This window comes from Nocardioides pollutisoli (assembly GCF_040045055.1).
Taxonomy (GTDB): Bacteria; Actinomycetota; Actinomycetes; order Propionibacteriales; family Nocardioidaceae; genus Nocardioides; species Nocardioides tweenelious.
Genome location: NZ_JBDZDU010000001.1, coordinates 3,057,079 through 3,080,668, shown reverse-complemented (window position 1 = coordinate 3,080,668; position 23,590 = coordinate 3,057,079). Strand labels below are relative to the sequence as shown.

Annotated in this window: 26 protein-coding genes; 10 read left to right on the top strand and 16 right to left on the bottom strand. The window is 71.6% G+C overall.

Features of this window, described 5'->3' with window-relative positions; all coding sequences use genetic code 11:
* Both ABLE68_RS15100 and ABLE68_RS15095 read right to left on the bottom strand, forming a co-directional pair.
* Positions 1-1,473 (bottom strand): uracil-xanthine permease family protein, encoded by a 1,473-nt coding sequence (locus ABLE68_RS15100; RefSeq protein ID WP_348872435.1) that lies wholly within the window; start codon positions 1,471-1,473, stop codon positions 1-3.
* Positions 1,474-1,620: 147 nt separating this feature from the next.
* The gene (locus ABLE68_RS15095; protein ID WP_348872434.1) at positions 1,621-2,874 is read right to left on the bottom strand and encodes a PucR family transcriptional regulator; all 1,254 of its coding nucleotides are present in this window, start codon (positions 2,872-2,874) and stop codon (positions 1,621-1,623) included.
* A 69-nt stretch (positions 2,875-2,943) separates the two neighbouring features.
* On the opposite strand from ABLE68_RS15095, the gene ABLE68_RS15090 reads away from it, so the two are divergent.
* The 3 genes from ABLE68_RS15090 to ABLE68_RS15080 are packed head-to-tail and all read left to right on the top strand — an operon-like array spanning position 2,944 to position 6,466.
* Positions 2,944-3,684, top strand: coding sequence for an oxamate carbamoyltransferase subunit AllH family protein (locus ABLE68_RS15090; protein WP_348872433.1), 741 nt, complete (start codon positions 2,944-2,946; stop codon positions 3,682-3,684).
* On the top strand, positions 3,681-5,075 hold the full coding sequence (locus ABLE68_RS15085) for an AllF/FdrA family protein (protein ID WP_348872432.1): 1,395 nt from the start codon (positions 3,681-3,683) through the stop codon (positions 5,073-5,075). Before ABLE68_RS15090 ends, ABLE68_RS15085 begins: the two co-directional genes overlap by 4 nt.
* Complete coding sequence (locus ABLE68_RS15080) at positions 5,072-6,466, top strand: YlbE family protein (RefSeq protein ID WP_348872431.1); 1,395 nt, start codon at positions 5,072-5,074, stop codon at positions 6,464-6,466. The genes ABLE68_RS15085 and ABLE68_RS15080 overlap by 4 nt, the downstream gene beginning before the upstream one ends.
* Here ABLE68_RS15080 and ABLE68_RS15075 read toward each other — a convergent pair.
* The 9 genes from ABLE68_RS15075 to moeZ all read right to left on the bottom strand — a co-directional run bounded on the left by ABLE68_RS15075 (position 6,460) and on the right by moeZ (position 13,886).
* Positions 6,460-7,044 (bottom strand): hypothetical protein, encoded by a 585-nt coding sequence (locus tag ABLE68_RS15075; RefSeq protein ID WP_348872430.1) that lies wholly within the window; start codon positions 7,042-7,044, stop codon positions 6,460-6,462. The two genes, ABLE68_RS15080 and ABLE68_RS15075, sit on opposite strands and share 7 nt — an antisense overlap.
* Positions 7,045-7,079: 35 nt before the next feature.
* Positions 7,080-7,418, bottom strand: a complete 339-nt coding sequence (locus ABLE68_RS15070; protein WP_348873287.1) for an MGMT family protein — start codon at positions 7,416-7,418, stop codon at positions 7,080-7,082.
* A gap of 11 nt (positions 7,419-7,429) precedes the next feature.
* Positions 7,430-7,963, bottom strand: a complete 534-nt coding sequence (locus ABLE68_RS15065; RefSeq protein WP_348872428.1) for a hypothetical protein — start codon at positions 7,961-7,963, stop codon at positions 7,430-7,432.
* On the bottom strand, positions 7,960-9,279 hold the full coding sequence (locus ABLE68_RS15060) for a DUF58 domain-containing protein (protein WP_348872427.1): 1,320 nt from the start codon (positions 9,277-9,279) through the stop codon (positions 7,960-7,962). Before ABLE68_RS15060 ends, ABLE68_RS15065 begins: the two co-directional genes overlap by 4 nt.
* Positions 9,276-10,250: an AAA family ATPase gene (locus ABLE68_RS15055; RefSeq protein ID WP_348873286.1), complete on the bottom strand. Its 975-nt coding sequence runs from the start codon at positions 10,248-10,250 to the stop codon at positions 9,276-9,278. Before ABLE68_RS15055 ends, ABLE68_RS15060 begins: the two co-directional genes overlap by 4 nt.
* A gap of 5 nt (positions 10,251-10,255) precedes the next feature.
* Positions 10,256-10,726: a hypothetical protein gene (locus tag ABLE68_RS15050; RefSeq protein ID WP_348872425.1), complete on the bottom strand. Its 471-nt coding sequence runs from the start codon at positions 10,724-10,726 to the stop codon at positions 10,256-10,258.
* Positions 10,723-11,454 (bottom strand): DUF4129 domain-containing protein, encoded by a 732-nt coding sequence (locus ABLE68_RS15045; protein ID WP_348872423.1) that lies wholly within the window; start codon positions 11,452-11,454, stop codon positions 10,723-10,725. The genes ABLE68_RS15050 and ABLE68_RS15045 overlap by 4 nt, the downstream gene beginning before the upstream one ends.
* Before the next feature lie 74 nt (positions 11,455-11,528).
* Positions 11,529-12,407, bottom strand: coding sequence for a S1 family serine peptidase (locus ABLE68_RS15040; RefSeq protein ID WP_348872422.1), 879 nt, complete (start codon positions 12,405-12,407; stop codon positions 11,529-11,531).
* Between the two features lie 279 nt (positions 12,408-12,686).
* Positions 12,687-13,886: an adenylyltransferase/sulfurtransferase MoeZ gene (moeZ, locus tag ABLE68_RS15035; protein ID WP_348872419.1), complete on the bottom strand. Its 1,200-nt coding sequence runs from the start codon at positions 13,884-13,886 to the stop codon at positions 12,687-12,689.
* 183 nt (positions 13,887-14,069) lie between these two features.
* Here moeZ and ABLE68_RS15030 point away from each other — a divergent pair, with 183 nt between their 5' ends.
* The 3 genes from ABLE68_RS15030 to ABLE68_RS15020 all read left to right on the top strand — a co-directional run bounded on the left by ABLE68_RS15030 (position 14,070) and on the right by ABLE68_RS15020 (position 15,350).
* Entirely contained in the window at positions 14,070-14,657 is a 588-nt protein-coding gene (locus ABLE68_RS15030; protein ID WP_348873285.1) for a TetR/AcrR family transcriptional regulator, read from the top strand.
* A gap of 35 nt (positions 14,658-14,692) precedes the next feature.
* Positions 14,693-14,914, top strand: a complete 222-nt coding sequence (locus ABLE68_RS15025) for a DUF3107 domain-containing protein (RefSeq protein WP_348872417.1) — start codon at positions 14,693-14,695, stop codon at positions 14,912-14,914.
* Between the two features lie 166 nt (positions 14,915-15,080).
* Complete coding sequence (locus ABLE68_RS15020; protein WP_348872416.1) at positions 15,081-15,350, top strand: GlsB/YeaQ/YmgE family stress response membrane protein; 270 nt, start codon at positions 15,081-15,083, stop codon at positions 15,348-15,350.
* Positions 15,351-15,392: 42 nt separating this feature from the next.
* On the opposite strand, the gene ABLE68_RS15015 is transcribed toward ABLE68_RS15020, so the two are convergent.
* The gene (locus ABLE68_RS15015; protein ID WP_348872413.1) at positions 15,393-16,094 is read right to left on the bottom strand and encodes a ferritin-like fold-containing protein; all 702 of its coding nucleotides are present in this window, start codon (positions 16,092-16,094) and stop codon (positions 15,393-15,395) included.
* Between the two features lie 233 nt (positions 16,095-16,327).
* On the opposite strand from ABLE68_RS15015, the gene ABLE68_RS15010 reads away from it, so the two are divergent.
* Positions 16,328-17,725, top strand: coding sequence for a DEAD/DEAH box helicase (locus ABLE68_RS15010; protein ID WP_348872411.1), 1,398 nt, complete (start codon positions 16,328-16,330; stop codon positions 17,723-17,725).
* Positions 17,726-17,753: 28 nt separating this feature from the next.
* Here the strand turns inward: ABLE68_RS15010 and ABLE68_RS15005 are convergent, their stop codons facing one another.
* The gene (locus ABLE68_RS15005) at positions 17,754-18,440 is read right to left on the bottom strand and encodes a L,D-transpeptidase (protein ID WP_348872410.1); all 687 of its coding nucleotides are present in this window, start codon (positions 18,438-18,440) and stop codon (positions 17,754-17,756) included.
* Positions 18,437-19,237 (bottom strand): ParA family protein, encoded by an 801-nt coding sequence (locus ABLE68_RS15000; protein ID WP_348872409.1) that lies wholly within the window; start codon positions 19,235-19,237, stop codon positions 18,437-18,439. The genes ABLE68_RS15005 and ABLE68_RS15000 overlap by 4 nt, the downstream gene beginning before the upstream one ends.
* A gap of 62 nt (positions 19,238-19,299) precedes the next feature.
* On the opposite strand from ABLE68_RS15000, the gene ABLE68_RS14995 reads away from it, so the two are divergent.
* Positions 19,300-20,058 carry an SDR family NAD(P)-dependent oxidoreductase gene (locus ABLE68_RS14995; RefSeq protein WP_348872408.1) on the top strand — a complete coding sequence of 253 codons (759 nt, stop codon included), beginning with the start codon at positions 19,300-19,302 and terminating at the stop codon, positions 20,056-20,058.
* Here the strand turns inward: ABLE68_RS14995 and ABLE68_RS14990 are convergent.
* Entirely contained in the window at positions 20,015-20,869 is an 855-nt protein-coding gene (locus ABLE68_RS14990) for a PHP domain-containing protein (RefSeq protein WP_348872406.1), read from the bottom strand. The genes ABLE68_RS14995 and ABLE68_RS14990 overlap by 44 nt on opposite strands.
* A gap of 25 nt (positions 20,870-20,894) precedes the next feature.
* Positions 20,895-21,533: a DUF6758 family protein gene (locus tag ABLE68_RS14985; RefSeq protein ID WP_348872405.1), complete on the bottom strand. Its 639-nt coding sequence runs from the start codon at positions 21,531-21,533 to the stop codon at positions 20,895-20,897.
* 307 nt (positions 21,534-21,840) lie between these two features.
* Between ABLE68_RS14985 and ABLE68_RS14980 the strand changes: the two genes are divergently transcribed.
* Both ABLE68_RS14980 and ABLE68_RS14975 read left to right on the top strand, forming a co-directional pair.
* Positions 21,841-23,019: an HNH endonuclease signature motif containing protein gene (locus tag ABLE68_RS14980; RefSeq protein ID WP_348872404.1), complete on the top strand. Its 1,179-nt coding sequence runs from the start codon at positions 21,841-21,843 to the stop codon at positions 23,017-23,019.
* Between the two features lie 39 nt (positions 23,020-23,058).
* Positions 23,059-23,589 (top strand): hypothetical protein, encoded by a 531-nt coding sequence (locus ABLE68_RS14975; protein ID WP_348872403.1) that lies wholly within the window; start codon positions 23,059-23,061, stop codon positions 23,587-23,589.
* The last annotated feature ends 1 nt before the right edge of the window (position 23,590 follow it).

Sequence of the window (23,590 nt, the reverse complement as noted above, 5' to 3'; positions counted from 1 at the left end):
TCAGTGCTTGTGGTCGCCGTGGGTGTGCGGCGGAGCGTGGTCCTCCACGTGCGCGCCCGTCTGTCCGACCGCGATGACCGCGCCGTCGTCGCCGCCGTTGGGTGCCACCAGCCGGGCCAGGTGGTAGCCGAGCACGACCACCAGGGTGCCGAGGGCGATGCCCGTGAGGTGGAAGTCGTCGGTGAACTTCAGGTCGGCGTTGCCGATGGCCAAGATGATGCCGGCTCCGATCGGGACCAGGTTGACGGGGTTGGCGAAGTTGACCCCGTTCTCCTTCCAGATCTTGGCACCGAGCAGGCCGATCATGCCGTAGAGCACGAGCGTGATGCCGCCGAGGACGGCGGGCGGCGTCGCGTTGACGATCGCGCCGAACTTGGGCACCAGGCCGAGCAGGATCGCGACGATCGCGGCGACGAAGTAGGCCGCTGTCGAGTAGACCCGGGTCGCCGCCATGACGCCGATGTTCTCGGCGTACGTCGTGGTCGGCGAACCACCCACGGAGCTGGCGATGACGGTGCCGATGCCGTCGGCGGCCACGGCGCGTCCCATGTAGGGGTCGAGGTCCGTGTTGGTCATCTCCGAGACGGCCTTGACGTGGCCGACGTTCTCCGCGACCAGCGCGATCACGGCCGGGAGGACCAGCAGCGCGAAGGTGAACGAGAAGGCGGGACCGTGCCACCCGACGGCGTCGAGGTTGCCCGCGAGCGTCTGGTTGCCCACGAGGCCGTCCACCGTGTGCTTGGGGAAGCCGAACCAGTCGGCGTTCTTGACGCCGGTCCAGTCGACACGGTCGTGGGGGCCGGGGTCGGCGCTGCTCGGCAGCGGGAGCGAGGTCTTGCCGAAGATCAGGTCGAAGATCCAGGACAGGACGTAGCCGAAGATCAGGCCGAGGAAGATCGCGATCCGGCCAAGGAAGCCACGGAAGCCGACCGCCATCACGATGACGGCCGTCATGGTGATGATCGCGACCCAGGGGTCGGACGGCATGTAGGTCTGCGTCGCCACCGGGGCCAGGTTGAAGCCGATCAGCATGACGACCGCACCGGTCACGATCGGCGGCAGCACCGCGTTGACGGCGCCGGCGCCGAGGTAGTGGATGATCACGCCCACGATCGCGAGCACGATGCCGGAGATCAGGATCGCGCCCGTGACGTCCGCCGGGCCACCCGGTCCGCCGCTGCCCGTGTAGGTGTAGATCGCGGTCGCACCGCCAACGAAGGACGCCGACGTCCCGAGGTAGCTCGGGACCTTGCCCTTCACGATCAGCAGGAAGCAGATCGTGGCGATACCGCTCATCATGATCGCGAGGTTGGCGTTGAGCCCCATCACGATCGGGAAGACGAAGGTGGCTCCGAACATCGCCACCACGTGCTGGGCGCCGAGACCGACCGTCTTGCCCCAGACCAATCGCTGGTGGGGGGCTACGGCCTCGCCAGGCGCGGGATCGACCACTTCCCACTTGAACATCGACATGATGCGCACCCTTTCGGTGTCAGGACAGGCCCGAGTTCCTGCACAAACTAGTGATCTCCATGACACACCCACGACGGCGACAGATGCCGAAGGAACGCCGAATCGACTGGCACCTCTTGTCGCGTGGCGGCGCCGTCCCGTCCGGTCTCAGGTCGCGATCTCGAGCACCCGGAGCGCGACGGCCACGTCCAGACGCAGGTGCGGGTCCGACGAGAGCGGACCGAGCAGCCGCTCGAGCTTGGAGACCCGGTAGCGCATCGTGTTGTAGTGGAAGAACTGCACGCGCGCCGCTTCGGCGACGTTGAAGTTGGTGTCCAGCAGCACCTGCAGCGTCTCGCGCAGGTCGGCCGCATCCGTCGAGTCCTCGGCCAGCGGCCCGAGCACGTCGCGGACGAAGGAGCGCAGCTCGGCGTCGCCCTGTGGTCCCTCGGGGATCAGCGCGATCAGCCGGTGGAGGCCCAGCTGGTCGAAGAAGGTCGTGGACCCGCCACCGCTGACCCGGCGACCGACCTCGACGGCACGTCGGGCCTGGGCGTAGGCAGCGGGCAGCTCCTCGAGCGAGCCGGAGACCCTGCTGACGCCCACGGAGAACGGCCGACGGCCGCCGCCCTTGTCGCCGGCGACCGCGGTGACCACCCGGCGTACGACGTCGTGGCCGAGGGAGTCGTCGTCCCCGACGGGGAGCAGGGCGACCACCTCTGAGGAGAAATCGACGGCCGGGATGCCGGGCGCGACCGTGTTGCTGACCTGGCGCCACGCGGCCGAGAACCGCTCCTGCCACTGCCGGCGCTGCGCGCTCGACTCCGGCTCCTCGGCCGGGTCGATCTCGGCGGTGACCACCACGATCGGGCGGTCGAGCATCCAGCCGAAGGTCTCGGCGTGCTCCGCGACGTACGCCGAGTCGGCGGCCCGTCGCAGCAGGAGGTCGCGCAGGAAGTCGCCTTGGTACTTGTTCTCGACAGCGGTGACGGCCTCCTCGCGGGTGATCAGCAGCGCGGCGACCGCGGCGGCGCGCTCCAGCGCGTGGACGTCGTCCTCGGTGAGCGGCTGGTCCGGACGCACGCACACGAGCCGGGCGAGGTCCGCGCCTCCGGCCGCCACGCGCAACGCCCGGGCGTTGCCCGGGCCGTCCATCCGCTCCACGCGCAGCCGCCCGGTCGGGTCCACCAGGTCGGCGTCGACGAGCGCGGCCCGGACCCCGTCGGACATGGCACCGGCGCGCTCCCGGCCGTCGGTGGACGTGAAGGCGACCCCGACGCCGAGCACCCGGGCGACCTCGGCGGCGATGCCGACCAGGTTGCCGCCCTCGAGCACGATCTGGGTCAGTCCCGTGTGCAGGGCGTCGACGCGGGCCAGCGCCGCGCTCGCCAGCTCTTCGCGATCGGCTATCAACTTCTGCACTCCCCTACCCACCGTGTTGGCACAACCTCACATCGCGAACGGTAATCGGCGCCCGATAACGTCGGTGAGGTGATCCCCGTCAGCGCCTCTCCTCGGCTCCGGGATCTGCTCCGCTCGGCACCCTCCGGCCCCCTGCGCGTCCTGCACCGCGGTCGCGACGCGGTGTACGTCGAGGTGGCGGGCAGCTGCGTGGGGGTCGTCGGCGCCCGGGCGACCGCGGTGCCGTGCGCGCTCCGGTCACGATTCGATGACCTCTGCACGCCGGACGGCGGGTTGCCCGGCGCGGAGGCGTACCTTCGAGACGGAGACATCCACCTGGACGAACGACACATCCGGATCGGCAGGTTGGTCGACGTCACGGTGCCGTCCCTTCCGAGCACGGCGAGCTCGGTCGCCGCATCGCCCGTCCCCCCGGCCGCGGTGGCCGGGCTCGTCGGTCCGGTGCCGGCCGCGATCACGCCGGACGACGTCGCCCGGATCATCGGTCGCGGCGACGGGCTCACGCCCCTCGGCGACGACGTGCTCTGCGGCTGGCTCGCGATCCACCGCGCCGCCGGGATCGCCACGGCGGACGTCGACGCCGCGGTCCGGGCCCACGCCGACCGCACGACGCTGCTGTCGGCCACGCTGCTCGACTGCGCCCTGCACGGCGAGGTGCTGCCGGAGTTCGCGGCGTACGTCCTCTCGCTGGGCACCCCCGACGAGAGCGCCACGGCCGCCCGGCTCGCGGCGGTCGGCCACACCTCGGGATCCGGGCTGCTGCACGGCGCCCGGCTCGCCCTCACCGCACTCCAAGGAGTCGCCGCATGACCACCCCACCTGTGAGCCACGTCGAGCTCCGCCCCGGCGCGTACGCCGACTCCGTCACGCTGCTCCAGGTCAGCCGGGCCGTGCAGGGCCTCGACGGCGTGCTCGCCGCGCAGGTCGCGATGGCGACCGCCCTCAACATCGAGGTGCTCACCGAGATGGGCTTCGAGGTGCCCGCCGAGGCGACGACCAACGACATGGTGGTCGCGCTCCGGCTGACCGACGCCGACGCGCTCGCCGCGGCGCTCTCCGGTGTCGACCAGGCGCTGCGCGACGCCAACCGGCGGGTCGAGGGGTCGACCGAGGTCGCACCCTCGCGCACGACGGCGAGCGCCCTGCGGGGCGCGCCCGGCGCGGTCGTGGTGGTCTCGGTGCCCGGGTCCAGCGCCCTGGTCGAGGCCATGGACGCCCTCGACGCCGGCAGCGACGTGATGATCTTCAGCGACAACGTCCCGGTCGAGCAGGAGGTCGCGCTCAAGCGCACCGCCGCCGACCGCGGCCTGCTCGTGATGGGTCCCGACTGCGGGACCGCCGTCGTCGGCGGGCTCGGTCTCGGCTTCGCCAACGTGGTCTCCCCCGGACCGGTCGGGATCGTGGCCGCGTCCGGCACCGGCTGCCAGCAGCTGCTCGCCCTGCTCGACCATGCCGGCGTCGGCGTCACCTCCGCCCTCGGCGTCGGCGGTCGCGACCTGTCGGCGGAGGTCCGCGGGGTCTCGACCCGCGAGGCGATGCGCCGGCTCGACGAGGACCCGGCGATCGAGCTGATCGTGGTCGTCTCCAAGCCCCCGGCCGACGACGTGGCGGCCGAGATCACGGCGTACGCCGACAGCCTCGCCACCCCGGTCGAGCTGGTGCTCCTCGGCGCCGGCGAACCCGACCTCACCGCCGGCGCCGAGGCGGTGCTCCGCCGGCTCGGCCGCGACCTCCCGGCCTGGCCGGTGGCGGGCGGGACGACGTCAGGCAGCGGGCTCATCCGCGGGCTGTTCGTCGGCGGCACGCTGAAGAGCGAGGCCCAGCTGATCGCGGGCACCGACGCCGGGCACACGTTCGTCGACTTCGGCGACGACGCCTACACGACCGGACGCGCCCACCCGATGATCGACCCGGCCCTGCGGCTCGAGCACCTCGCCCGGGCGGCGGCCGACCTCGCGACCGGGGTGCTGCTGCTCGACGTCGTGCTCGGTCACGGCGCCGAACCGGACCCGGCCGCACTGCTCGCCCCGGCCGTGGCCGCGGTGTCGCAGCCGGTGGTGATCGCCGTGGTCGGCACCGACGGCGACCCGCAGGACCGCGACCGCCAGGTCCGCGCGCTGGTCGAGGCCGGCGCCGAGGTCCACCTGTCCAACGCCGGCGCCACCCGCCGGGCGCTCGAGCTGATCGGAGCACACGCGTGAGCACCCCCGAGGCAGTCGTCAACGTCGGGGCCGACCTGCTCGCCGACGCCGTCGCCGACCAGGCGGTCGCGGTGACCCGCGTCGACTGGCGCCCGCCGATGACCGGCACCGAGGCCGACCTCGCCACCGTCGCAGCCGACCCGCTGCGGCGTACGGCGAACGAGCGCGCCCTGGCCGCGATGCTGGGCGTCACCGCGACCCTGGTCGACGTCGCCCCGGCGAGCGAGCTGCTCGGGCTCGAGCCCGGTCAGTTCCTGCACGCGGGTCCCCCGATCGAGTGGTCCCGCGCCTCCGGACCGCTGCGCGGCGCGCTGATGGGCGGTGCCGCGCTCGAGGGCCTGGTCGACGACCCCGAGGACGCCGTCGCGCTCTTCGAGTCCGGCGCGAACGTGTCGCTCGAGCCGTGCCACCACCGGTCCGCGGTCGGGCCGATGGCGGGCGTGGTCACGCCGAGCATGTGGATGTTCGTGCTCGAGGACGCGGCCACCGGCCGGCGTACGTACTGCTCGCTCAACGAGGGCCTCGGCAAGGTGCTGCGCTACGGCGCCTACGGGCCCGAGGTGCTGACCCGGCTGCGCTGGATGCGCGACGTGCTCGGCCCGCTGCTGCAGACGGCGGTCCGGGCCAGTGGTCCGGTCGACGTCACCGGCATCCTCACCCAGATGCTGCAGATGGGCGACGAGGCCCACAACCGCAACCGGGCCGGCACGTTGATGCTGCTGCGCGACCTCTCCCCCGCAATGGTCACCAGTGGCATGGACAGCGCGGACGTCGCGGAAGGTCTGCGGTTCATCGGCGGCAACGACCACTTCTTCCTCAACCTCGCGATGCCGGCCTGCAAGCTCGCGCTCGACGCGGCCCGGGGCATCGAGGGCTCCACGATGGTGGTGGCGATGGCCCGCAACGGCACCGACTTCGGCATCCAGACCGCCGGCACCGGCGACGAGTGGTTCACCGGCCCGGCCCAGGTGGCCGACGGGCTCTACCTCGGCGACTACGGTCCGGACGACGCCAACCCCGACATCGGCGACTCGGCCATCACGGAGACCGCCGGCATCGGCGGGTTCGCGATGGCGACCGCGCCCGCGATCGTGCGGCTGGTCGGTGGTTCGGTCCCCGACGCGCTGGCGACCACCCGGCGGATGCACGAGATCACCCTCGGCGAGAACCCGCGCTGGACGGTCCCGGTCCTGGAGTTCCAGGGCGTGCCGTCCGGCATCGACGTCACGCGTGTCTGCCGGACCGGCATCCTGCCGCAGATCAACACCGGTATGGCGGGCGCCAAGGCGGGCGTGGGTCAGGTCGGCGCCGGGCTGGTCAACCCGCCCGCCGAGATCTTCCCGAAGGCACTGGCGCGGCTGGCGGAGCTGACCCGCTCACGCGCTCAGTAGTCGAGGTAGCCCCGCAAGCCGAGGACGTAGCCGCCCTCGCGGTGGCTGAGGTGGACGAAGAGCGGTCCTCCCCGGGTCTCCCGGTCGGCGACCACGGTGCTCGACGGGTGGATCTGGTGGATGCCTCCGTTGGTGTAGACATGACCTCCCGTGACAACGAGCGTCCCCCAGTGACGGTCGACCCAACCGCACAGCGTGCTGGTGCCCCAGCCCGGGACGTTCGACTGGAGATGCAGTTCGTGCGTCCAGACCTGGTGGTCGCGGTGCGCGAGTGCAGGGCAGCGGGTCGGTTGCTGGTTCCATCGCCAGGCCACGTAGTGGTCGAACGGGTAGGAGTGGTGCGACTCACCCCGCCCGTAGCAGGTGCCGTGCGGGTCGTCCCAGGTCCCGCTGCAGCCGAGCGGAGCGCCGTGCGGGCCGCTCCCGGCCTCGGGGTAGGCGTTCATGTGGAAGTGCACGTGGCGCCAGCTGGCGCGCGGGGCCTGCTGCGCCTCCGCGCTCGCGCCGCCGGCCGGGACGGGAGTCAGCAGTGCGATCGGCAGGAGCAGGCCGAGGAGGAGGAACCCGATCTTCGTCATACCGGGAGCGTAGGTACGACGGCGAGTCGCTTCTGTCAGGTCGCCGACACAACCCGCCCGGAGATGTCGGGCGGTCGCCAGAAGGCCTTCTTGATGTCGACGTTGCCGCTCGGGCGCAGCGGGGTGCCCTCCTCGAGGTAGGCCTGCCGCGCCTCGCCCTGGTGGCTCGGCGGCAGCGACCCGTCGGCACGCACGACCCGCCACCAGGTCACCGCTCCCCCGTGCGACGCCATGATCGACCCGACCTGGCGCGGTCCGCCGCCACCCATCACCGCACCGACCACCTCGGCGATCGCGCCGTACGTCGTGACGCGGCCGCGCGGCACCGACTCGACGCACTGCAGCACGCGCTCGACGTACTCCTCCACGTCCATGGCCACGACGCTCACCTCCTCTCGACCGGGGCGGGACCGGTCGTCAGCACGATCCCGGCGGCGACCGTCGCGGCCAGGGTGGCGGCCACGCCGATGACCCAGATGCCGGGCTGGTCGGGGTCACCGCGGAGCAACCGGGCGAGCCCCCACACCACCGGGACGGCGAGCAGCACCACGATGCCGCGCTGCACCCAGACCCGGGTGAGGGCGGCGTCGACCGGCATCGCGGCCGGTCCGTAGGACGCGAGCTGCGCGGCGATGTGGGTGACCACGAGCGCGGCCGCGACCACCAGCACGGACGTGTGCAGACCGTCGTCGAGCGCCAGCAGCCACCAGGCCAGCACGACCAGGAACGTGACGACGCCGACCGGGGACTCCGGCAGCGCGGCGAAGCCCGACGCCAGCGCGAGCACGGCAGCGACCATCCACCACGGTGGCCAGTGCCCGGCCGGACCGGTCGCGAGCACGGCCACGACCGGACCCACGATGATCAGGGCGCGCAGCACGATCTGGCTCGTCGAGAGGTCGCCCAGTCGGCGGGTCATCGCGAGACCACCCGCGGCAGCTGGGCGCGCCGGGACAGCCGCCGCAGGACGTCGTCGACGGTGCCGGGTCCACGCCACGGCACGACCGGGCAGCCGAGGCCGGCGAGCCGGCCGAGCACCGTGGCGCGCTCGACGAGACGCATCCGCCAGGCCAGGCCGGCCAGCAGCAGGTCGGTGCCGTTCGGCACCCCCGGCCGGGCGTCGGCGGGCAGGGTGTCGACGACGATCGTCGGGACCCCGCGACGGGTGAGGGTCGCGGCGACGGTGCCGACCGACTCGGCGAGCATCGGCGTGAGGACGATGACGACCGTGCCGCCGGTGACCCGGAGCTGCAGGACGCCGTCGTCGGCGTCACGGATCTCGCCGGGACGCACGCTGGCGAGCGTGCTCTGGAGCCGGCGCAGGTGGCGGCGGCCGGCGCCGTACCCCACCTGCTCGCCCCCGCGGCCGATGACGCGCAGCGCCATCCGGTCGCCGGCGCGGATGTGGTGCTCGGCGATCGCGGCGCCGGCGCGGACGGCGAGGTCCAGGCTGCTGGCGGACCCGTCGATGCCGTCCGAGGCACCGTGGTCGGCGAGCGCGTCGACGACGATCAGCACGCCCGTGTCCTCCTCGGCGCGGGTGCTGACGACGTGGAGCGTGTCGGTGCGCAGCGACACCCGCCAGTTGATCCGGCGCAGCCGGTCCCCGGGCGCGAACGGCAGGATCCCCGCGAGCTCGGTGCCGCTGCCGCCGCGCCGGGACCGGTGCGCGCCGACCAGGCCGAGCGGTTGCGGCGCCTCCGCGCGGGAGTCGTACGGCGCGGTCTGCGGCAGCACGCGCACCAGCTGACCGCCGAGCTGCACCGGACCGAACCGGTAGCCGCCCCACGGCGTGAACAGCGCGACCTTCTCCTCGCCGAGCATCCGGCGGCCCCAGCGGCGCGGGCTCACCTCGATGTCGGGGACCGGTCCGGGCAGCAGCGCGCCGACGTAGCCTGACGACGGTCGCATCACGACGTACGGCGGCTGGCCGGACGCCCGGGTGAGCCACTCCGCGTCCTCGGCGCCCTCGACCGTGAGCCGCGACGTCGTGCCCTGGCCTTCGTGCAGCGACTGGTGGTCGACCTGCGACACCAGCCGGGGCGTCCCCGACGGCCGGTGCACGAGGCCCAGGGTCGAGAGCAGCACGAACGGCACCGCGACCACGACCAGCGACGGGTCCCCCGCCAGCAGGGCAACGGCCACCGCGATCGCGGCGATCACCAGCGCCCGCGACAGCGCGCCCGTCGGGCGCCAGTGCGCCTCCGGGAGCGCCGACGACGGCTGGCTGCTCATCGACGGTCGAGCGTCGCCGGCGTCGGGACCTTGGCGAGGACGGCGTCGACGATGCCGCGTCCGCTGGCGTCGGTCATCCAGAGCTCGGGCCGGACGGTGACCCGGTGGGACAGCACCGAGCGGGCGACCGCCTTCACGTCCTCGGGGATCACGTAGTCGCGGTGCCGCATCAGGGCGAATGCGCGTGCCGCGAGCACCAGGCCGAGCGACCCGCGGGGCGAGGCGCCGGTCAGGACGTCGGCGTGGGTCCGGGTGGCGGTGGCGAGGTCGACGCAGTAGCGACCGACGCTCTCGTCCACCGTCACGGTCTCGACCGCCTGCTGCATCGCGAGCAGGCCGTCGCTGTCGGTGACCGCCACCAGGTCGACCTCCTCCTGACGCCGCGCGATCCGCCGCGCGAGGACGTCGTACTCCTCACCGGGCGACGGGTAGCCGAAGCTCACCCGCAGCAGGAAGCGGTCGAGCTGCGCCTCGGGGAGCGGGAAGGTGCCTTCGTACTCGATCGGGTTGGCGGTCGCGAGGACGTGGAACGGCGCCGGCAGCGGGAACGTCTCGCCCTCGACGGTGACCTGGCGCTCCTGCATCGCCTCGAGCAGCGCCGCCTGGGTCTTGGGCGGCGTCCGGTTGATCTCGTCGGCGAGCAGCAGGCCGGCGAAGATCGGGCCGGGCCGGAACTCGAAGCGCGACTCGCGCTGGTCGTAGATGAAGGAGCCGGTCAGGTCCGCGGGCAGCAGGTCCGGGGTGAACTGCGCGCGCCGGAAGTCGAGGCCGAGCGCCCGCGCGAACGAGCGCGCCGCCAAGGTCTTGCCGAGCCCCGGGTAGTCCTCGATGAGCACGTGGCCCTGGGCGAGGATCGCGGCCAGGACCTGCATCAGCGCGTCGCGCTTGCCGACGACGGCCTTCTCGACCTCGGCGACCACCCGGCCGGCCAGGTCCGCGGCGTCCCCCACCGACATCGCTCGCTCGTTCATCTCGCTCACAGCTCCTCGATCCTGGTCAGACAGCGTTCGATCTCGGCCGGCTCCAGCCGCCGGGCCGGCCCGGTGAGCACACCGGCCAGCTCCGGGCCGAGCATCTCGGCGACAGCCGGGTCGTCGCGACGAAGACCGTAGCGCTGGCGCAGCACCTCGTCGGTCAGCACGACGAGCCGGTCGCGCAGCGCGTGGTCGGGCAGCCGCGCCGACCGGTGCGACTCGAGCAGGGCGACGTTGCGCACCAGCCGCGGGTCACCGGTCTCGCGCGCCGAGGGCCGGTCGACCTGGACCTCCCACGACGGCTCACCGCCGCCGAGGGCGTCGTACATCAGCCCGAGCAGGGCCACGCAGGTCCCGATCAGCAGGGCGAGCCGGATCGCGTCGGGGTCGGAGCCGAGCAGGGCGAGCGGCACGTAGAGACCGACGAACGCGACCACGGCGCCGACGAGCCGGAGCACCCAGTGGTTCCTCACGCGCGGACCCCGATCGTCGCGTGGATGGCGTCGAGGGCCTCGACGGCCACGGCGCGGTCGGTCTCGGTCAGCTCGTGCTGGGAGAAGCGGGCCTCGCGGTAGAGGGTGCCGAGGGTGGCGACGGCGTGCGGGTCGGCGTCGGCCAGGTCGAGCACCCGGATCATGTACTCCGACGACGTCTCCCAGGCCCGCCGTTCGATCCCGGCGTCCGCCGCCTGGGTCTCGAAGCGGTGCCAGCACGCGACGACCGCGTTGCGCGGGCTCCCGCTGGCGAGGGCCTCGCGCTGCGCCTGCGCGTCGGCGGTCATCTCGCGCGCGAGCGCCACGATCGGTTCAAGGACCTCGAACTCACCGGCCTGCGCAAGGGCGGCCTGCTGCGCCCGGAGTCGGCGCCGCTCCAGACGCAGCCGGAGTGCCCAGCGCCCGAGACGGTAGAGCAGGTACAGGGCGAGCACCGCGGTCGCGACGTTGAGGACCACGGCCATCAGCCACAGCAGCGAGAACGAGTCTCCGTCTCGCCGGGGCAACGTGAGGTCGGTGTCCGGCCGCGGTTCCGCCGGGGGGTCGGTCGGCTGGGCGGTGGGCGCGGCGGTCTCGGGCACCGGGCCCGTGCCGTGGAAGACCTCGTTGGGGCCGATCGAGGCGGCCCAGGTCACCAGCAGGGCCGCGAGCAGCACGGCCGCCGAGGCCGTCGCCACGGCCAGGGTGCTGGCTCGCCGAGCGGTCATGCCCGGCAACCTACCCCGATGTCGCGGGGAGGTTGCCGGGCACGACCTGGCTCAGCTGGTGCTGGACCTGGTGATCAGAGGATCGGCGAGAACGGCTCGGTGCCGTTGACCAGCGTCAGACCGGAGATGCCGGAGTGCTGCTGCGCGAAGGCGAGCTCCTTGGCGAGGTCGCCGATGTTGTTGGACAGCGGCAGCGGCGCCAGGCCGAGCGTGGAGAGCACGCCGATCGCCTTGCCGTCGGCGCTCAGGAAGCCCGAGCCCGAGTCACCGGGGATGCCGGGCGACACGGTGTAGAGCGGGTGCGACCAGCCACCGTCGGCGGCCTGGTCGCCCAGGCTGATGCCGGTGTGCGGCGAGAGCGCCGAGATGCCGGCGCGCAGGCTGGAGTTGCCGTAGGTGTAGACGCGGTCGCCGGCGGCGGTGCCGTCGGTGTCGATGCCGGTCGGACCACCCCAGAACGGGACCGACGGGTTGACCTTGCCGGCGTCCGCGGCGTCGACCTTCACCAGGGCGAGGTCGTTGTAGGCGCAGGTGTTGGCGTCGGTCGTGCCGAGCTGCTTCTCGGTCAACCAGGACGAGTAGACGAGCGTGCCGGAGCCGACCTGGGTGCCCTCGTCGACCAGGCTGCCGCCGTCGTTGAAGGTCACCTTGGTGCCGAGCGGCAGCGAGGTGGTCTGGCAGCCGTCGGTGTCGGTCGACGAGCCGGTGCCGGCGCAGTGGGCGGCGTAGCCGACGTACACGTTGCTGCTGGCGTCGGTGTAGACGAAGTTTGCGGTGCACTGCGCACCCTCGGTGTACATCATCGTGCCGGGGTGGATCGCAGCCGAGTCGGCGGGCGCCCAGGTGGGGCCGGCGGTGGCAGGTGCTGCGGTCGCGAACGCTACGGTCAGGATGCCGGTCGCGAGGACGGCGGTGGCGCCGGCGAGGCGGCGGGACGTGGGGCTGAGACGCATGGGTGGAGACCCTCCCTGGGTGCGAGCCGGCCGGTTGCCGGCCTCAGTTGCACGGACGGAAGTGACAACGACCACTAGCCCATCCGGGTTACGGAGAAGTAGTCACTTCGGGCCAGGGCAGGGGGCCTCGTTGGTCGAGTAGCGAGCGCCAGCGAGCGTATCGAGACCACTGGTCGAGATCTCGATACGCCCGTCGCGGCTTCGTTCCTCAGCCGCGGGGCTACTCGATCTGGCTGCTGCGTCTTCGTCCCCCGAGCACGCTCGGGGGACGAAGGCAGCTCAGTACGTCGGCTGCGAGGGGTCGATCTGGTTGACCCAGGCGACCACGCCGCCACCGACGTGGACGGCGTCGGCGTAGCCGGCACCCTTCACGATGGCGAGCGTCTCGGCGGACCGGACGCCGGACTTGCAGTGCATGACGATCTGCTTGTCCGAGGGCAGCTTCTCGAGGGCGGAGCCGTTGAGGAAGTCGCCCTTGGGGATCAGCACCGAGCCGGGGATCTTGTTGATCTCGTACTCGTTGGGCTCGCGGACGTCGATCAGCACGAAGTCACGGGTGCCCTCGGAACGCTCTTTGAGCATGTGCTCGAGGGTCGTGACCGAGATCGTCGAACCGGCGGCCGCGTCGGCCGCCTCGTCGGAGATCGCGCCGCAGAAGGCCTCGTAGTCGATCAGGCCGGTGACGGTCGGGTTCTCGCCGCAGAGCGCGCAGTTGGGGTCCTTGCGGACCTTCAGCTTGCGGTACTCCATCTCCAGGGCGTCGTAGATCATCAGCTTGCCGATCAGTGGCTCACCGATGCCGGTCAGCAGCTTGATCGCCTCGTTGACCTGGATCGAGCCGATGGACGCGCAGAGCACGCCGAGCACGCCGCCCTCGGCGCAGCTCGGGACCATTCCCGGCGGCGGCGGCTCGGGGTAGAGGCAGCGGTAGCACGGGGCGTCGTCCGACATCGACGGCGCGAAGACCGAGGCCTGGCCGTCGAAGCGGTAGATCGAGCCCCAGACGTACGGGATCCCCAGGAAGTACGCCGCGTCGTTGACCATGTAGCGGGTCGCGAAGTTGTCGGTGCCGTCGACGATCAGGTCGTAGCCCTTGAAGATGTCCATCACGTTGTCGTTGTCGAGGCGGACCTCGTGGACGATGACGTTGACGTAGGGGTTGGTCTCGGCGATCGACTCCTTGGCGGAGATCGCCTTCGACTTCCCGATGTCGGACTGGCCGTGGATGATCTGGCGCTGCAGGTTCGACTCGTCGACCTCGTCGAACTCCGCGATGCCGAGCGTGTGCACGCCGGCGGCGGCCAGGTAGAGCAGGGCCGGGCTGCCGAGACCGCCGGCGCCGATGACCAGCACCTTGGCGTTCTTGAGGCGCTTCTGGCCCGTCATCCCGACGTCGGGGATGATCAGGTGCCGGCTGTAGCGGCGTACCTCGTCGATGGTCAGCTCGTCAGCGGGCTCCACGAGCGCGGGATAGGACACGACACACTCCTCAGTCTGGTTGGACGTCAGGTCGAACAACCTCGGCTCCTGCCATGTTCCCCGGACGAGCCCGTCGCGCCGCACCGCGTCCCGTCATCCGGACGCGAGTAACCGCCCGGTAGTCTTCGCCGCGTGACGGCAGAGCAGTACGACACCCCGACCGCGCGCCCCCGCGGCGCCCGGATGCCGCGACGCGAGCGTCGAGCGCAGCTGATGGAGTCCGCGCTCGAGGTCTTCGTCGCCCAGGGCTACCACGCGGCCGCGATGGACGACATCGCCGAGCGTGCGGGTGTGTCCAAGCCGGTGCTCTACCAGCACTTCCCCGGCAAGCTCGACCTCTACCTCGCGCTGCTCGACGCCTCCTGCGACACGATCATCGACAACACCCGTGTCGCGCTGGAGTCGACCCACGACAACAAGATGCGCGTCGCGGCGACGATGGACGTCTTCTTCGAGTACGTCGCCAGCGACACCGGCGCGTTCCGCCTCGTCTTCGAGTCCGACCTGACCAACGAGCCCGCCGTGCGCGAGCACGTCGACCGGGTCACCACCGAGTGCGCGGCGATGATCGCCCACGTCATCCAGGACGACACCGGCCTGCCGATCGACGCCTCGCGGCTGCTCGCGGTCTCACTGGTGGGAATGGCGCAGGTCAGCGCCCGGTTCTGGCTCACGGAGACCGGCGGCATCACCAAGAGCGACGCCGCTGCCCTGGTGGCGGGGCTGGCCTGGCGGGGCATCCGCGGCTACCCCCTCACCGACGACCACTGATTGCACCTGCACCACCCCAGCAGAAGGAGGACCTCGTGGAGGTCAAGATCGGCGTCCAGAACGCAGCCCGTGAGCTCACCGTCGAGGTCGAGGACAGCACGGAGGCCATCGAGAAGCTCGTGGCCGACGCGGTCTCGGGCGAGGGCGTGCTCGCCCTGACCGACGCCAAGGGCCGCCGGGTCATCGTCCCGGCCGCCAAGCTCGCGTACGTCGAGATCGGGCACGGCGTGGCCGGCCAGGTCGGGTTCCGCGGCTAGTGGTTGCCGCCGGACGTTCGTTGGACGCGGCCCGTGCTTCGGGTGCGTGCATCGCAAGGCGCCGGAGCGAAGCCGTACTGAGTCGTCCCGCGAGCGACGGCAACGCCGCGAGGTGCGTGCCCGAGGTGCGGGCCGACCGACGGACGTCTGGTGGTGACCACTAACCATGATCTCCGCCCTGCTGTGGGCCCTCATTGGCGGGACCGTGATCGGTCTCCTCGGCAAGCTGGTCGCGCCGGGCGACAGTGACCACGTCCCGCTGTGGTTGACGATCATCTGCGGCATCGCCGGCGGCATGATCGGCAACTTCCTGTACGGGCTGTTCTTCAACCCCTACACGTTCGGCGTCGACTGGTGGCGGCACGCGTGGCAGATCGCCGTCGCCGCGCTCCTGGTCGGCTTCGCGGCCGGTGCCACCGGCCGCAAGCGCGTCTAAGTCTCGGCACGCTCGCTGGCGCTCGCTACTCGACCACCGAAGTCAGCTGTCGAGGCCGAGCTCGGCCATCCGCTCGGTGTGCCGCTCGGTGATCCGGGTGAACATCCGGCCGATCGCGGCCAGGTCGAGACCGGGACGGTCGACACCGCCGGCGAGCAACGCCGACAGGGCGTCGCGGTCGGCCGCGACGCGCTGCGCCTGGGTCAGCGCCTCCCCCATCAGCCGCCGTCCCCACAGGGCGAGCCGGCCGCCGAGGCGGGGGTCGGCGGCGATCGCCGTACGGACCCGGTCGATGACGAACGCGGAGTGCCCGCCGTCCTCGAGGGACGCGACGATGAGGTCCCGGGTGTCCGCGTCGAGGTACGCCGCGATCTCGCGGTAGAAGTCGTTGGCCATACCGTCCCCGACGTAGGCCTTGATCAGGCCTTCGTACCAGTCCGCGGGAGCCGTGTGCTCGTGGAACCGGTCGATCGCGGCCACGAACGGCGCCATCGCCTCGAAGGGGTCGGCGCCGAGGTCCGCGAGCCGGGTGCGCAGCGGAGCGACGTGACCGAACTCTGCCGTCGCCATGGTCGCGATCGCGACCTTGTCCTCGAGTGTCGGCGCGAGCTTGGAGTCCTCGGCGAGGCGCTCGAAGGCGGAGATCTCGCCGTAGGCGATCGCACCGAGCAGGTCGACGACCGCCTCCCGGTACTCCGGATCCTGGAAGGCGACCGGGGTGTCGTCCGGCGTCGATGGGGGCACGTGCGCACCCTACAGATACAGTGGAGGGGACAGAGGTTGCGTTCGCGACCTCGCCGCATGTGCGCGGCAGACCTTCCTGAGTCCGCCGCATCCGACGTTCACTCGGTTGAGACCCGGCTGACTCACGAAAGCAGAAGACACTGACGACCACGTTCCGAGAGCTCGGCGTTCTGCCCGAGATCTGCGACGCGCTCGAGCGCGCCGGCATCACCACCCCCTTCGCCATCCAGGAGATGACCCTCTCCGTCGCGCTGCTGGGCACCGACCTGATCGGTCAGGCCCGCACCGGCACCGGCAAGACGCTCGCGTTCGGCATCCCGGTGCTGCAGCGCAGCGTCACGATGACCGACCCGGCGTACGCCGACCTGCCGCAGGGCAAGCCGCAGGCGCTGATCGTCGCTCCGACCCGCGAGCTCGCGCTCCAGGTCTCCAACGACCTCCACCTCGCCAGCAAGGACCTCGGCCTCCGGGTCCTCACGGTCTACGGCGGCGTCGGCTACGACACCCAGCTCGACGCGCTGGAGTCCGGCGTCGACATCGTCGTCGGCACCCCGGGCCGACTGATCGACCTGGCCAACCGCCGCGCGCTGGACCTGTCCCACGTGCACGCGCTCGTCCTCGACGAGGCCGACGAGATGCTCGACCTGGGCTTCCTGCCCGACGTCGAGCGACTGCTGTCGATGACGCCCGAGACCCGGCAGACGATGCTGTTCTCGGCCACGATGCCGGCCGCGATCGTCTCGCTCGCCCGCACCCACATGCGCCACCCGATGAACATCCGCGCCGAGTCGTCGTACGAGAACGCCACCGTGCCGGCGACCGCGCAGTTCATCTACCTGGCCCACGACCTCGACAAGCCCGAGATCATCGGCCGCGTCCTGCAGGCCGAGGACGCCGGCAAGATCATCGTCTTCACCCGCACCAAGCGTCAGGCGCAGCGGGTGGCCGACGACCTGGCGGAGCGCGGTTTCAGCACCAGCCCGCTGCACGGCGACATGGCTCAGGTCGCCCGGGAGAAGGCCCTCGCGAAGTTCCGCGAGGACAAGATCCGGGTCCTGGTCGCGACCGACGTCGCCGCGCGCGGCATCGACGTCGCCGGTGTCTCGCACGTCATCAACTACACCTGCCCCGAGGACGACAAGACCTACGTCCACCGGATCGGCCGCACCGGCCGCGCCGGCGCCTCGGGCATCGCGATCACCTTCGTCGACTGGCCCGACGTGGCCCGCTGGAAGATGATCAACAAGACCCTCGACCTGCCGTTCGACGAGCCGCAGGAGACCTACTCCACCTCGGAGCACCTCTACCACGACCAGGGCATCGCCCCCGGGACCAAGGGTCGGATCGTCGACGCCGCCCCCGTGGAGCGCAAGCCCCGCGAGGACCGTGGCGACCGGGGCAGCGACCGCGGCAGCGACCGGGGTGGCGAGCGCTCGTCGGGCAGCCGCGACCGCAACCGGTCGCGCACCCGCACCCGCTCGGGCGAGAGCACCGGTCAGGGCGCACCGGCCGGGTCCGCTCCGGCCGCCGACGGCGAGTCCAAGCCCGCCGGGAGCCGCAACCGCAGCCGCAACCGTCGTCGTCGTTCCGGCGGCGCCGGCGAGGCGCCGAAGGCCACCGCCGCCGAGTAGTCGGTAGCTAGGTCGTCGTCGGCCGCCGTCAGGCGGTGACGACGACCGTGGTGCCGAGAGGCGCGAAGTTCCAGAGCGCGATGGCGTCCGGGCGGAACTGCCGGATGCAGCCGTGCGACTGGGGCGTGCCCAGCTGTGCTCTGGTCTGCACGAGGTGTCCGTCGTCGATCGGGATGTCGTGGAAGCCGATGGCCGCGCCGGTGTCGCCCTGGGTGAAACGCACGAAGTACTTCATCGTGCCGGAGTCGTCGATCCCGTAGGCCTGCTCCGACCTCGAGTAGACCGAGTAGGTGCCGGGGTCGAGGTTGTCGGTGAGGCTGCCGGACGCGAGGTAGGTGCGCTGCACGTGCTTGCCGCCGGTGACCAGCCACACCCGCTGCCGGCTCTGGCTGAAGACGATCCGCTTGCCGGTGCCGGAGTCGGCGGGCAGCGTGGTGTCGAGCTTCGGGTCGCTCTCGGCCTCGGTGCGGTCCGCCGACGACGTGCCCGACGTCAGCTCGGAGGTCGCCTTGCTGTCCGAGGTGACGGTCGTGTCGTCGGCGGCGGCGCCGATCGCGGCGCTGGACGGCGCCTCGTGGTCGACCGCCCCTCCGGAGGCGGTCGGCAGCGCGCCGGCGCCACCGAGGACCGCGATCACGGTGACCGCGAGGGACGCACCGAGCGCGCCGAGCCGGCCGTAGCGCGGCCGCACCGGAGCCCCGCGGTGCGCGCTCACTTGCCCTTCTTCTTCCGCTGCTTGGGCCGCTGCGACCGGGTGACCAGGTTGGCGGCCACCTCACGGTAGGCCTGCGCGCCCTTGCTGCTGCGGCTCGTCGCGAGAATCGAGCGGCCGGCGGCCGGGGCCTCGGCGAACTTGATCGTCTTCGGGATCGGCGGCTCGACGACCTCGAGGTCGTAGGTCTCGGAGATCGTCTCCAGCACCGTGCGGGAGTGGTTGGTGCGGCCGTCGTAGAGCGTCGGCAGCACGCCCCACACCTCGAGCTTGCGGTTGGTGAAGCGGCGTACGTCGTGGACGGTGTCGAGCAGCTGACCGACACCGCGGTGGGAGAGGGTCTCGCACTGCAGCGGGATGAGGACGCCGTCCGCAGCGGTGAGGGCGGCGACGGTGAGCACGCCGAGCGACGGCGGGCAGTCGAGCAGAACCCAGTCGTAGTCGCTGCCGTCCTCCTCGAGCGCCTCGATCATGGTCTTGATGACGTGCTCGCGCCCGGTGCGGGTGAGCAGGTCGGCCTCGGCACGGGCGAGCTCGATCGTGGCCGGCATCAGGTGGACGCCGTCGTCGGTCTCGAGGATGACCTCGGTCGGGTCGAGACCCTTGGTCAGCACGTGGTGGACCGACAGCTCGAGGTCCTCGGGGTCGATGCCGAGGGAGAAGGTCAGGCACGCCTGGGGGTCGAGGTCGACCAGCAGCACGGAGTGGCCGAGCTCCGCGAGCGCAGCGCCGACCGAGGCGACCGTGGTCGTCTTGGCGACCCCGCCCTTCTGGTTGGCGATCGCGAGTGTGGTGGTCATCGTGGTCCATCATGCCGGACACCCCTGCGCAGATCGTGCAGGCACCTGTTTCACTTGCGCTCATGTCGACAGCACTCGTCACCGGCCCCACCGCCGGCATCGGCCGGTCCTTCGCCCACCAGCTCGCCGAGAGCGGCCACGACCTGGTCCTGGTGGCCCGCGACCAGGTCCGGTTGGAGTCCGAGGCCGCCGAGCTGCGGACGTCGTACGGCGTGACGGTGGAGGTCCTGCCCGCCGACCTCGTCGACCGCGAGCAGCTGGCCGTCGTCGAGGCCCGGCTCGCGGACCGCGACCGGCCGGTCGACCTCCTGGTCAACAACGCCGGCTTCGGCCTCAAGAAGCGCTTCCTCGACAACTCCGTCGACGAGGAGCAGGCGATGCTCGACGTGCTGGTGACCGCCGTGATGCGGCTGTCGCACGCGGCGCTCGGCCCGATGGCGGAACGCGGCAGCGGCGGCATCATCAACGTCTCGAGCGTGGCGTCCTTCCTGCCGCGGGGCAGCTACAGCGCGGCGAAGTCGTGGGTCAACAGCTTCTCGGAGTGGGCCGCCACCGAGTACCGCCCCCAGGGCGTCACCGTCACCTGCCTGTGCCCGGGGTTCACGAAGACCGAGTTCCACGCCCGGATGGACGTCGGCCGCGACTCGGCCGCGAGCTTCATGTGGCTCGACGCCGACGAGCTCGTGGCGCAGGCACTCAAGGACCACGCCAAGGGCAAGGTGTACTCGGTCCCGGGGGCGCAGTACAAGGCGATCGTCGCGGCGGCCCGCGTCGTCCCTAACGGGGTGCTGCAGCGCTTCCAGTCGATGGGGCGGAAATGAGCCGCTCGTACTCCTCCGGCGCCGTGGTGTTGCAGCCGAGGTCGTGATCGGTCTTGCCGGCCCCGTGGTAGTCGCTCGACCCGGTCGCGACGAGGTCGAGGTTGCGCGCGATCGCCCGTAGCCGGTCGCGCGTGGCGGCGTCGTGGTCCTGGTGGTCGACCTCGATGCCGGAGAGACCGATCGCCTGGAGGGCGGCGAGGGTCGCCTCGTCGGGGCGACCCAGTCCCCCGCGACCCCACGGGTGGGCGATCACGGAGACACCGCCGGCCTCGCCGACCAGGCGTACGGCGAGCTCGAGCGGCACGGCGTAGCGGTTGACGTACGCCGGCCGGCCGGCGCCGAGGTAGCGGTCGAAGGCCTCCGTGCGGTCACCGACGTGGCCGAGCGTGACCAGGGCGTCGGCGACGTGCGGGCGACCGGTGGCCGCGGCGCCGTGGGACGCCTCGCTCACGTCGTCCGCGGTGATCTCGACGCCCATCCCCCGCAGCCGGTCGAGCATCGCGGGGACGCGTGACTCGCGACCGTCCAGCACCTTCTGCAGCTCGGCGGCGAGCGGTGGGTACGTCGGGTCCGGCGCGTAGGCGAGCAGGTGGACGCTGCGGTGCTGGTGGAGCGTGCTGATCTCCATGCCGGTCACCAGGGTGATCGGCTGCTGCTCGGCCTCGGCGCGCGCCTCCGCCCAGCCTGCGGCGGTGTCGTGGTCGGTGATCGCCACGACGTCCAGGCCCGCGGCGACGGCCGCCCGCACCAACCCGGCCGGGGTGTCGGTCCCGTCGCTGGCGCGGGAGTGCGTGTGGAGGTCGATGCGCACCCGTGCAGCCTAGGCGGCGCGGATGTCACCAGCCGGGGCGGTGTCCGCCGAAGGGCAGCTCGACCAGCTGCGGTCCCGCGTCGGAGATGTCGCGCAGGATCCAGTCGTCGCGGAGCAGCAGCAGCGCCGACGCCGGCCGCAGCACGATCCAGAGCCACCGACCGGAGGCCTCACCGGCCAAAACCGAGCGATCGAACTCGCCGTCCGAGAGGCTCGTCGACACGTCCCAGAGGTTCACGCCCTGGCTGCCGATCCGCACCCGCGCGGTCGGCGGCCGGTCGGCGATCTCGGCCCCGGGGTCGACGTACCGGGTGCCCGCGCAGCGCGCCCCCAGCCCGACACCGGCCTCCTCCGCCACGACGAGCACGTCGACCGGGCCGTCGAGCTCGCTGGTGCCGGAGGTGCAGGTCAGCGTCGCCGTGACGCGACCCGGTCGGTCGCCGACCGCCGCGAAGTCCGTCACGCTCCACCCCGGGCTCATCGGCCACGGCACGTAGCTCGGGAACGCGCTCGCCCGCCCCAGGTGCTCCACGAACGCGTCGTACGACGCCTCCTCGGCCCGCCACAACGCCCCAGTGACGCCGTGGTCCGGGCACGACCAGTGCCCGCCGGCCTCCTCCAGCACCGGCGCCGAGCAGCGCACACAGCTTGCCGCGAGCGACATGCGACAACGGTGGAGAACGCTGCTCCGTCCGTCAAGGTTCGCCGGTGGTCGAGCTTGTCGAGACCCCCGCAGGCTGCGGGCGGTCTGTGGTGGCAGACCGACATGGCCTTTACGGGGTACGGCGGCTTCGGGTTGAGGTTGCTTCCCGGCTTTCCGGTGGTTGAGGAGGTCGCGCAGCGACCGTCTCGAAACCCCCGCACCCAAGCAGCGAGAATGACCGAAAACAATTTCGCAAAAGTGTCCACATCCCGGTCAAACACTGGGTTCTGAGCACCTGACTGTCGGTGGTCAGTGCTTGGGTTGAACCATGACCACGACAGCAGACCTCGACTCCCCGGCCGGGGTGCTCGACGCTGTCCGCGAGCAACACCAGATCGAGTCCACCGCATCCATCGAGAAGTTCCGCCTCGCGGTCGAGTGGGCGGTCATGCACCCCGCCGAGTCCGTGGTGCACGCCGCGATGGTCGACGGGACCGAGGACGAGCTCGCGATCGCCGGCCCCGGCGCACCGTTGGTCGCTGAGTTCTGCGTCGCCGAGCTCGCCCTCGCGCTGGGCATGTCGACCGATGCCGGGAAGCGGTACCTCGGCGACGCCGTCGAGACCCGCTACCGACTCCCGCGCCTCTGGTCGCGGGTCATGCGGGGCGAGGTGCCGGTCTGGAAAGCCCGCCAGATCGCGACCCGCACCATCGGGCTCCCCGAGGATGCCGCCGGGTTCGTCGACCAACACGTCGCCCCCGTGGCCCACCGATGCTCCTACGCCCAGATCGACCGGGCCGACGACCACGCCCGCGACCTCTACGACCCCGACGAAGCCGAAGCACGCCGCGCCGAACAGGCAGAGCACCGCCACGTCGACATCCGGCTCGGTGACGTCACCACCGACGGGCTCGTCTACATCGAAGCCACCACCGACCTCGCCGACGCATTGGCCTTCGAAGCCCAGGTCGCCGCGAAGGCCCACGACCTCCTCGGACACCACCCGCACCTGTCCCTGGACGTCCGCCGGTCCATGGCGCTGGGACACCTCGGCGACGGGATCGCCCGGGAGCTGGTGATCCACACCCACCACGACACCTCGAGCACCGACGGACTGGTCCGGGTCGACAACACGGGGTCCTGGATCACCGTCGAGCAGCTCGGCGAGTGGTGCCAGCAGGAGCACACCCGGGTCACGATCCGACCGGTGCTGGACCTCAACGAGCACCTGCACACCGACAGGTATCAACCCACCGAGAGGTTGCGGGAGCAGGTGATCCAGACCCACCCCACCTGCGTCTTCCCACGGTGCGAACGACCATCGAGGCGCTGCGACCTCGACCACACCGTCGAATGGCCGCTCGGCCCCACCGACAGCGTCAACCTGGTCCCGCTCTGCCGAGGCCACCACCGGTTGAAGACCCACGGCGGCTGGACCTACCAACGCACCGGCCACCGGACCTTCGACTGGCTCAGCCCCCACGGCATCACCTACCGAAGAACCTGACGCCCCACACCCCGCCGCCGGCGGGGCCATAATCACGCCATGAGATCTCGGACGGTGGGAGGCGTTGTCACCCTGGTCGCGGGCGTGGGAACTGCAGCCGTCGTCCTGATTCTCGCGTTGTCCGGAGACGGCTCGGTCGCCAACGCCGACGATGCGCCATCGATCGTGACGGTGTCCTGCGCCCCGAGCGGCATCTCAGTCTCGGACGACACGGTGACCGCCACGGCTCCCGGGGTTCGGCTGACCGTCTCGAGCACGATGCCGTCCGAGGCCTACCTGACGGTGTCCAGCCCGGACGGTTTCGGAGGAGGCGACCCACTGCCGAAGACACCGGAGACCCGCATCTTCTCGGTCGCACCCGGCACGTTCTCGGTCGCCTGCCAGCCGAGAGGTGCGGACCCAGGGTCCTCGGACGTCGCTGAGCTCACGGTCGCCGACCCGGATCACTACTGGCGTGCGACCACGCTCGCAGACCTTGGCTGCCTCGGATCGAGCGAGCCGTTCCTGGGTTCCGCCTCGGGGACAACAGCCCGAGCCGCCGTCGATGCTCTGCTGACGACGTTCTGCTGAC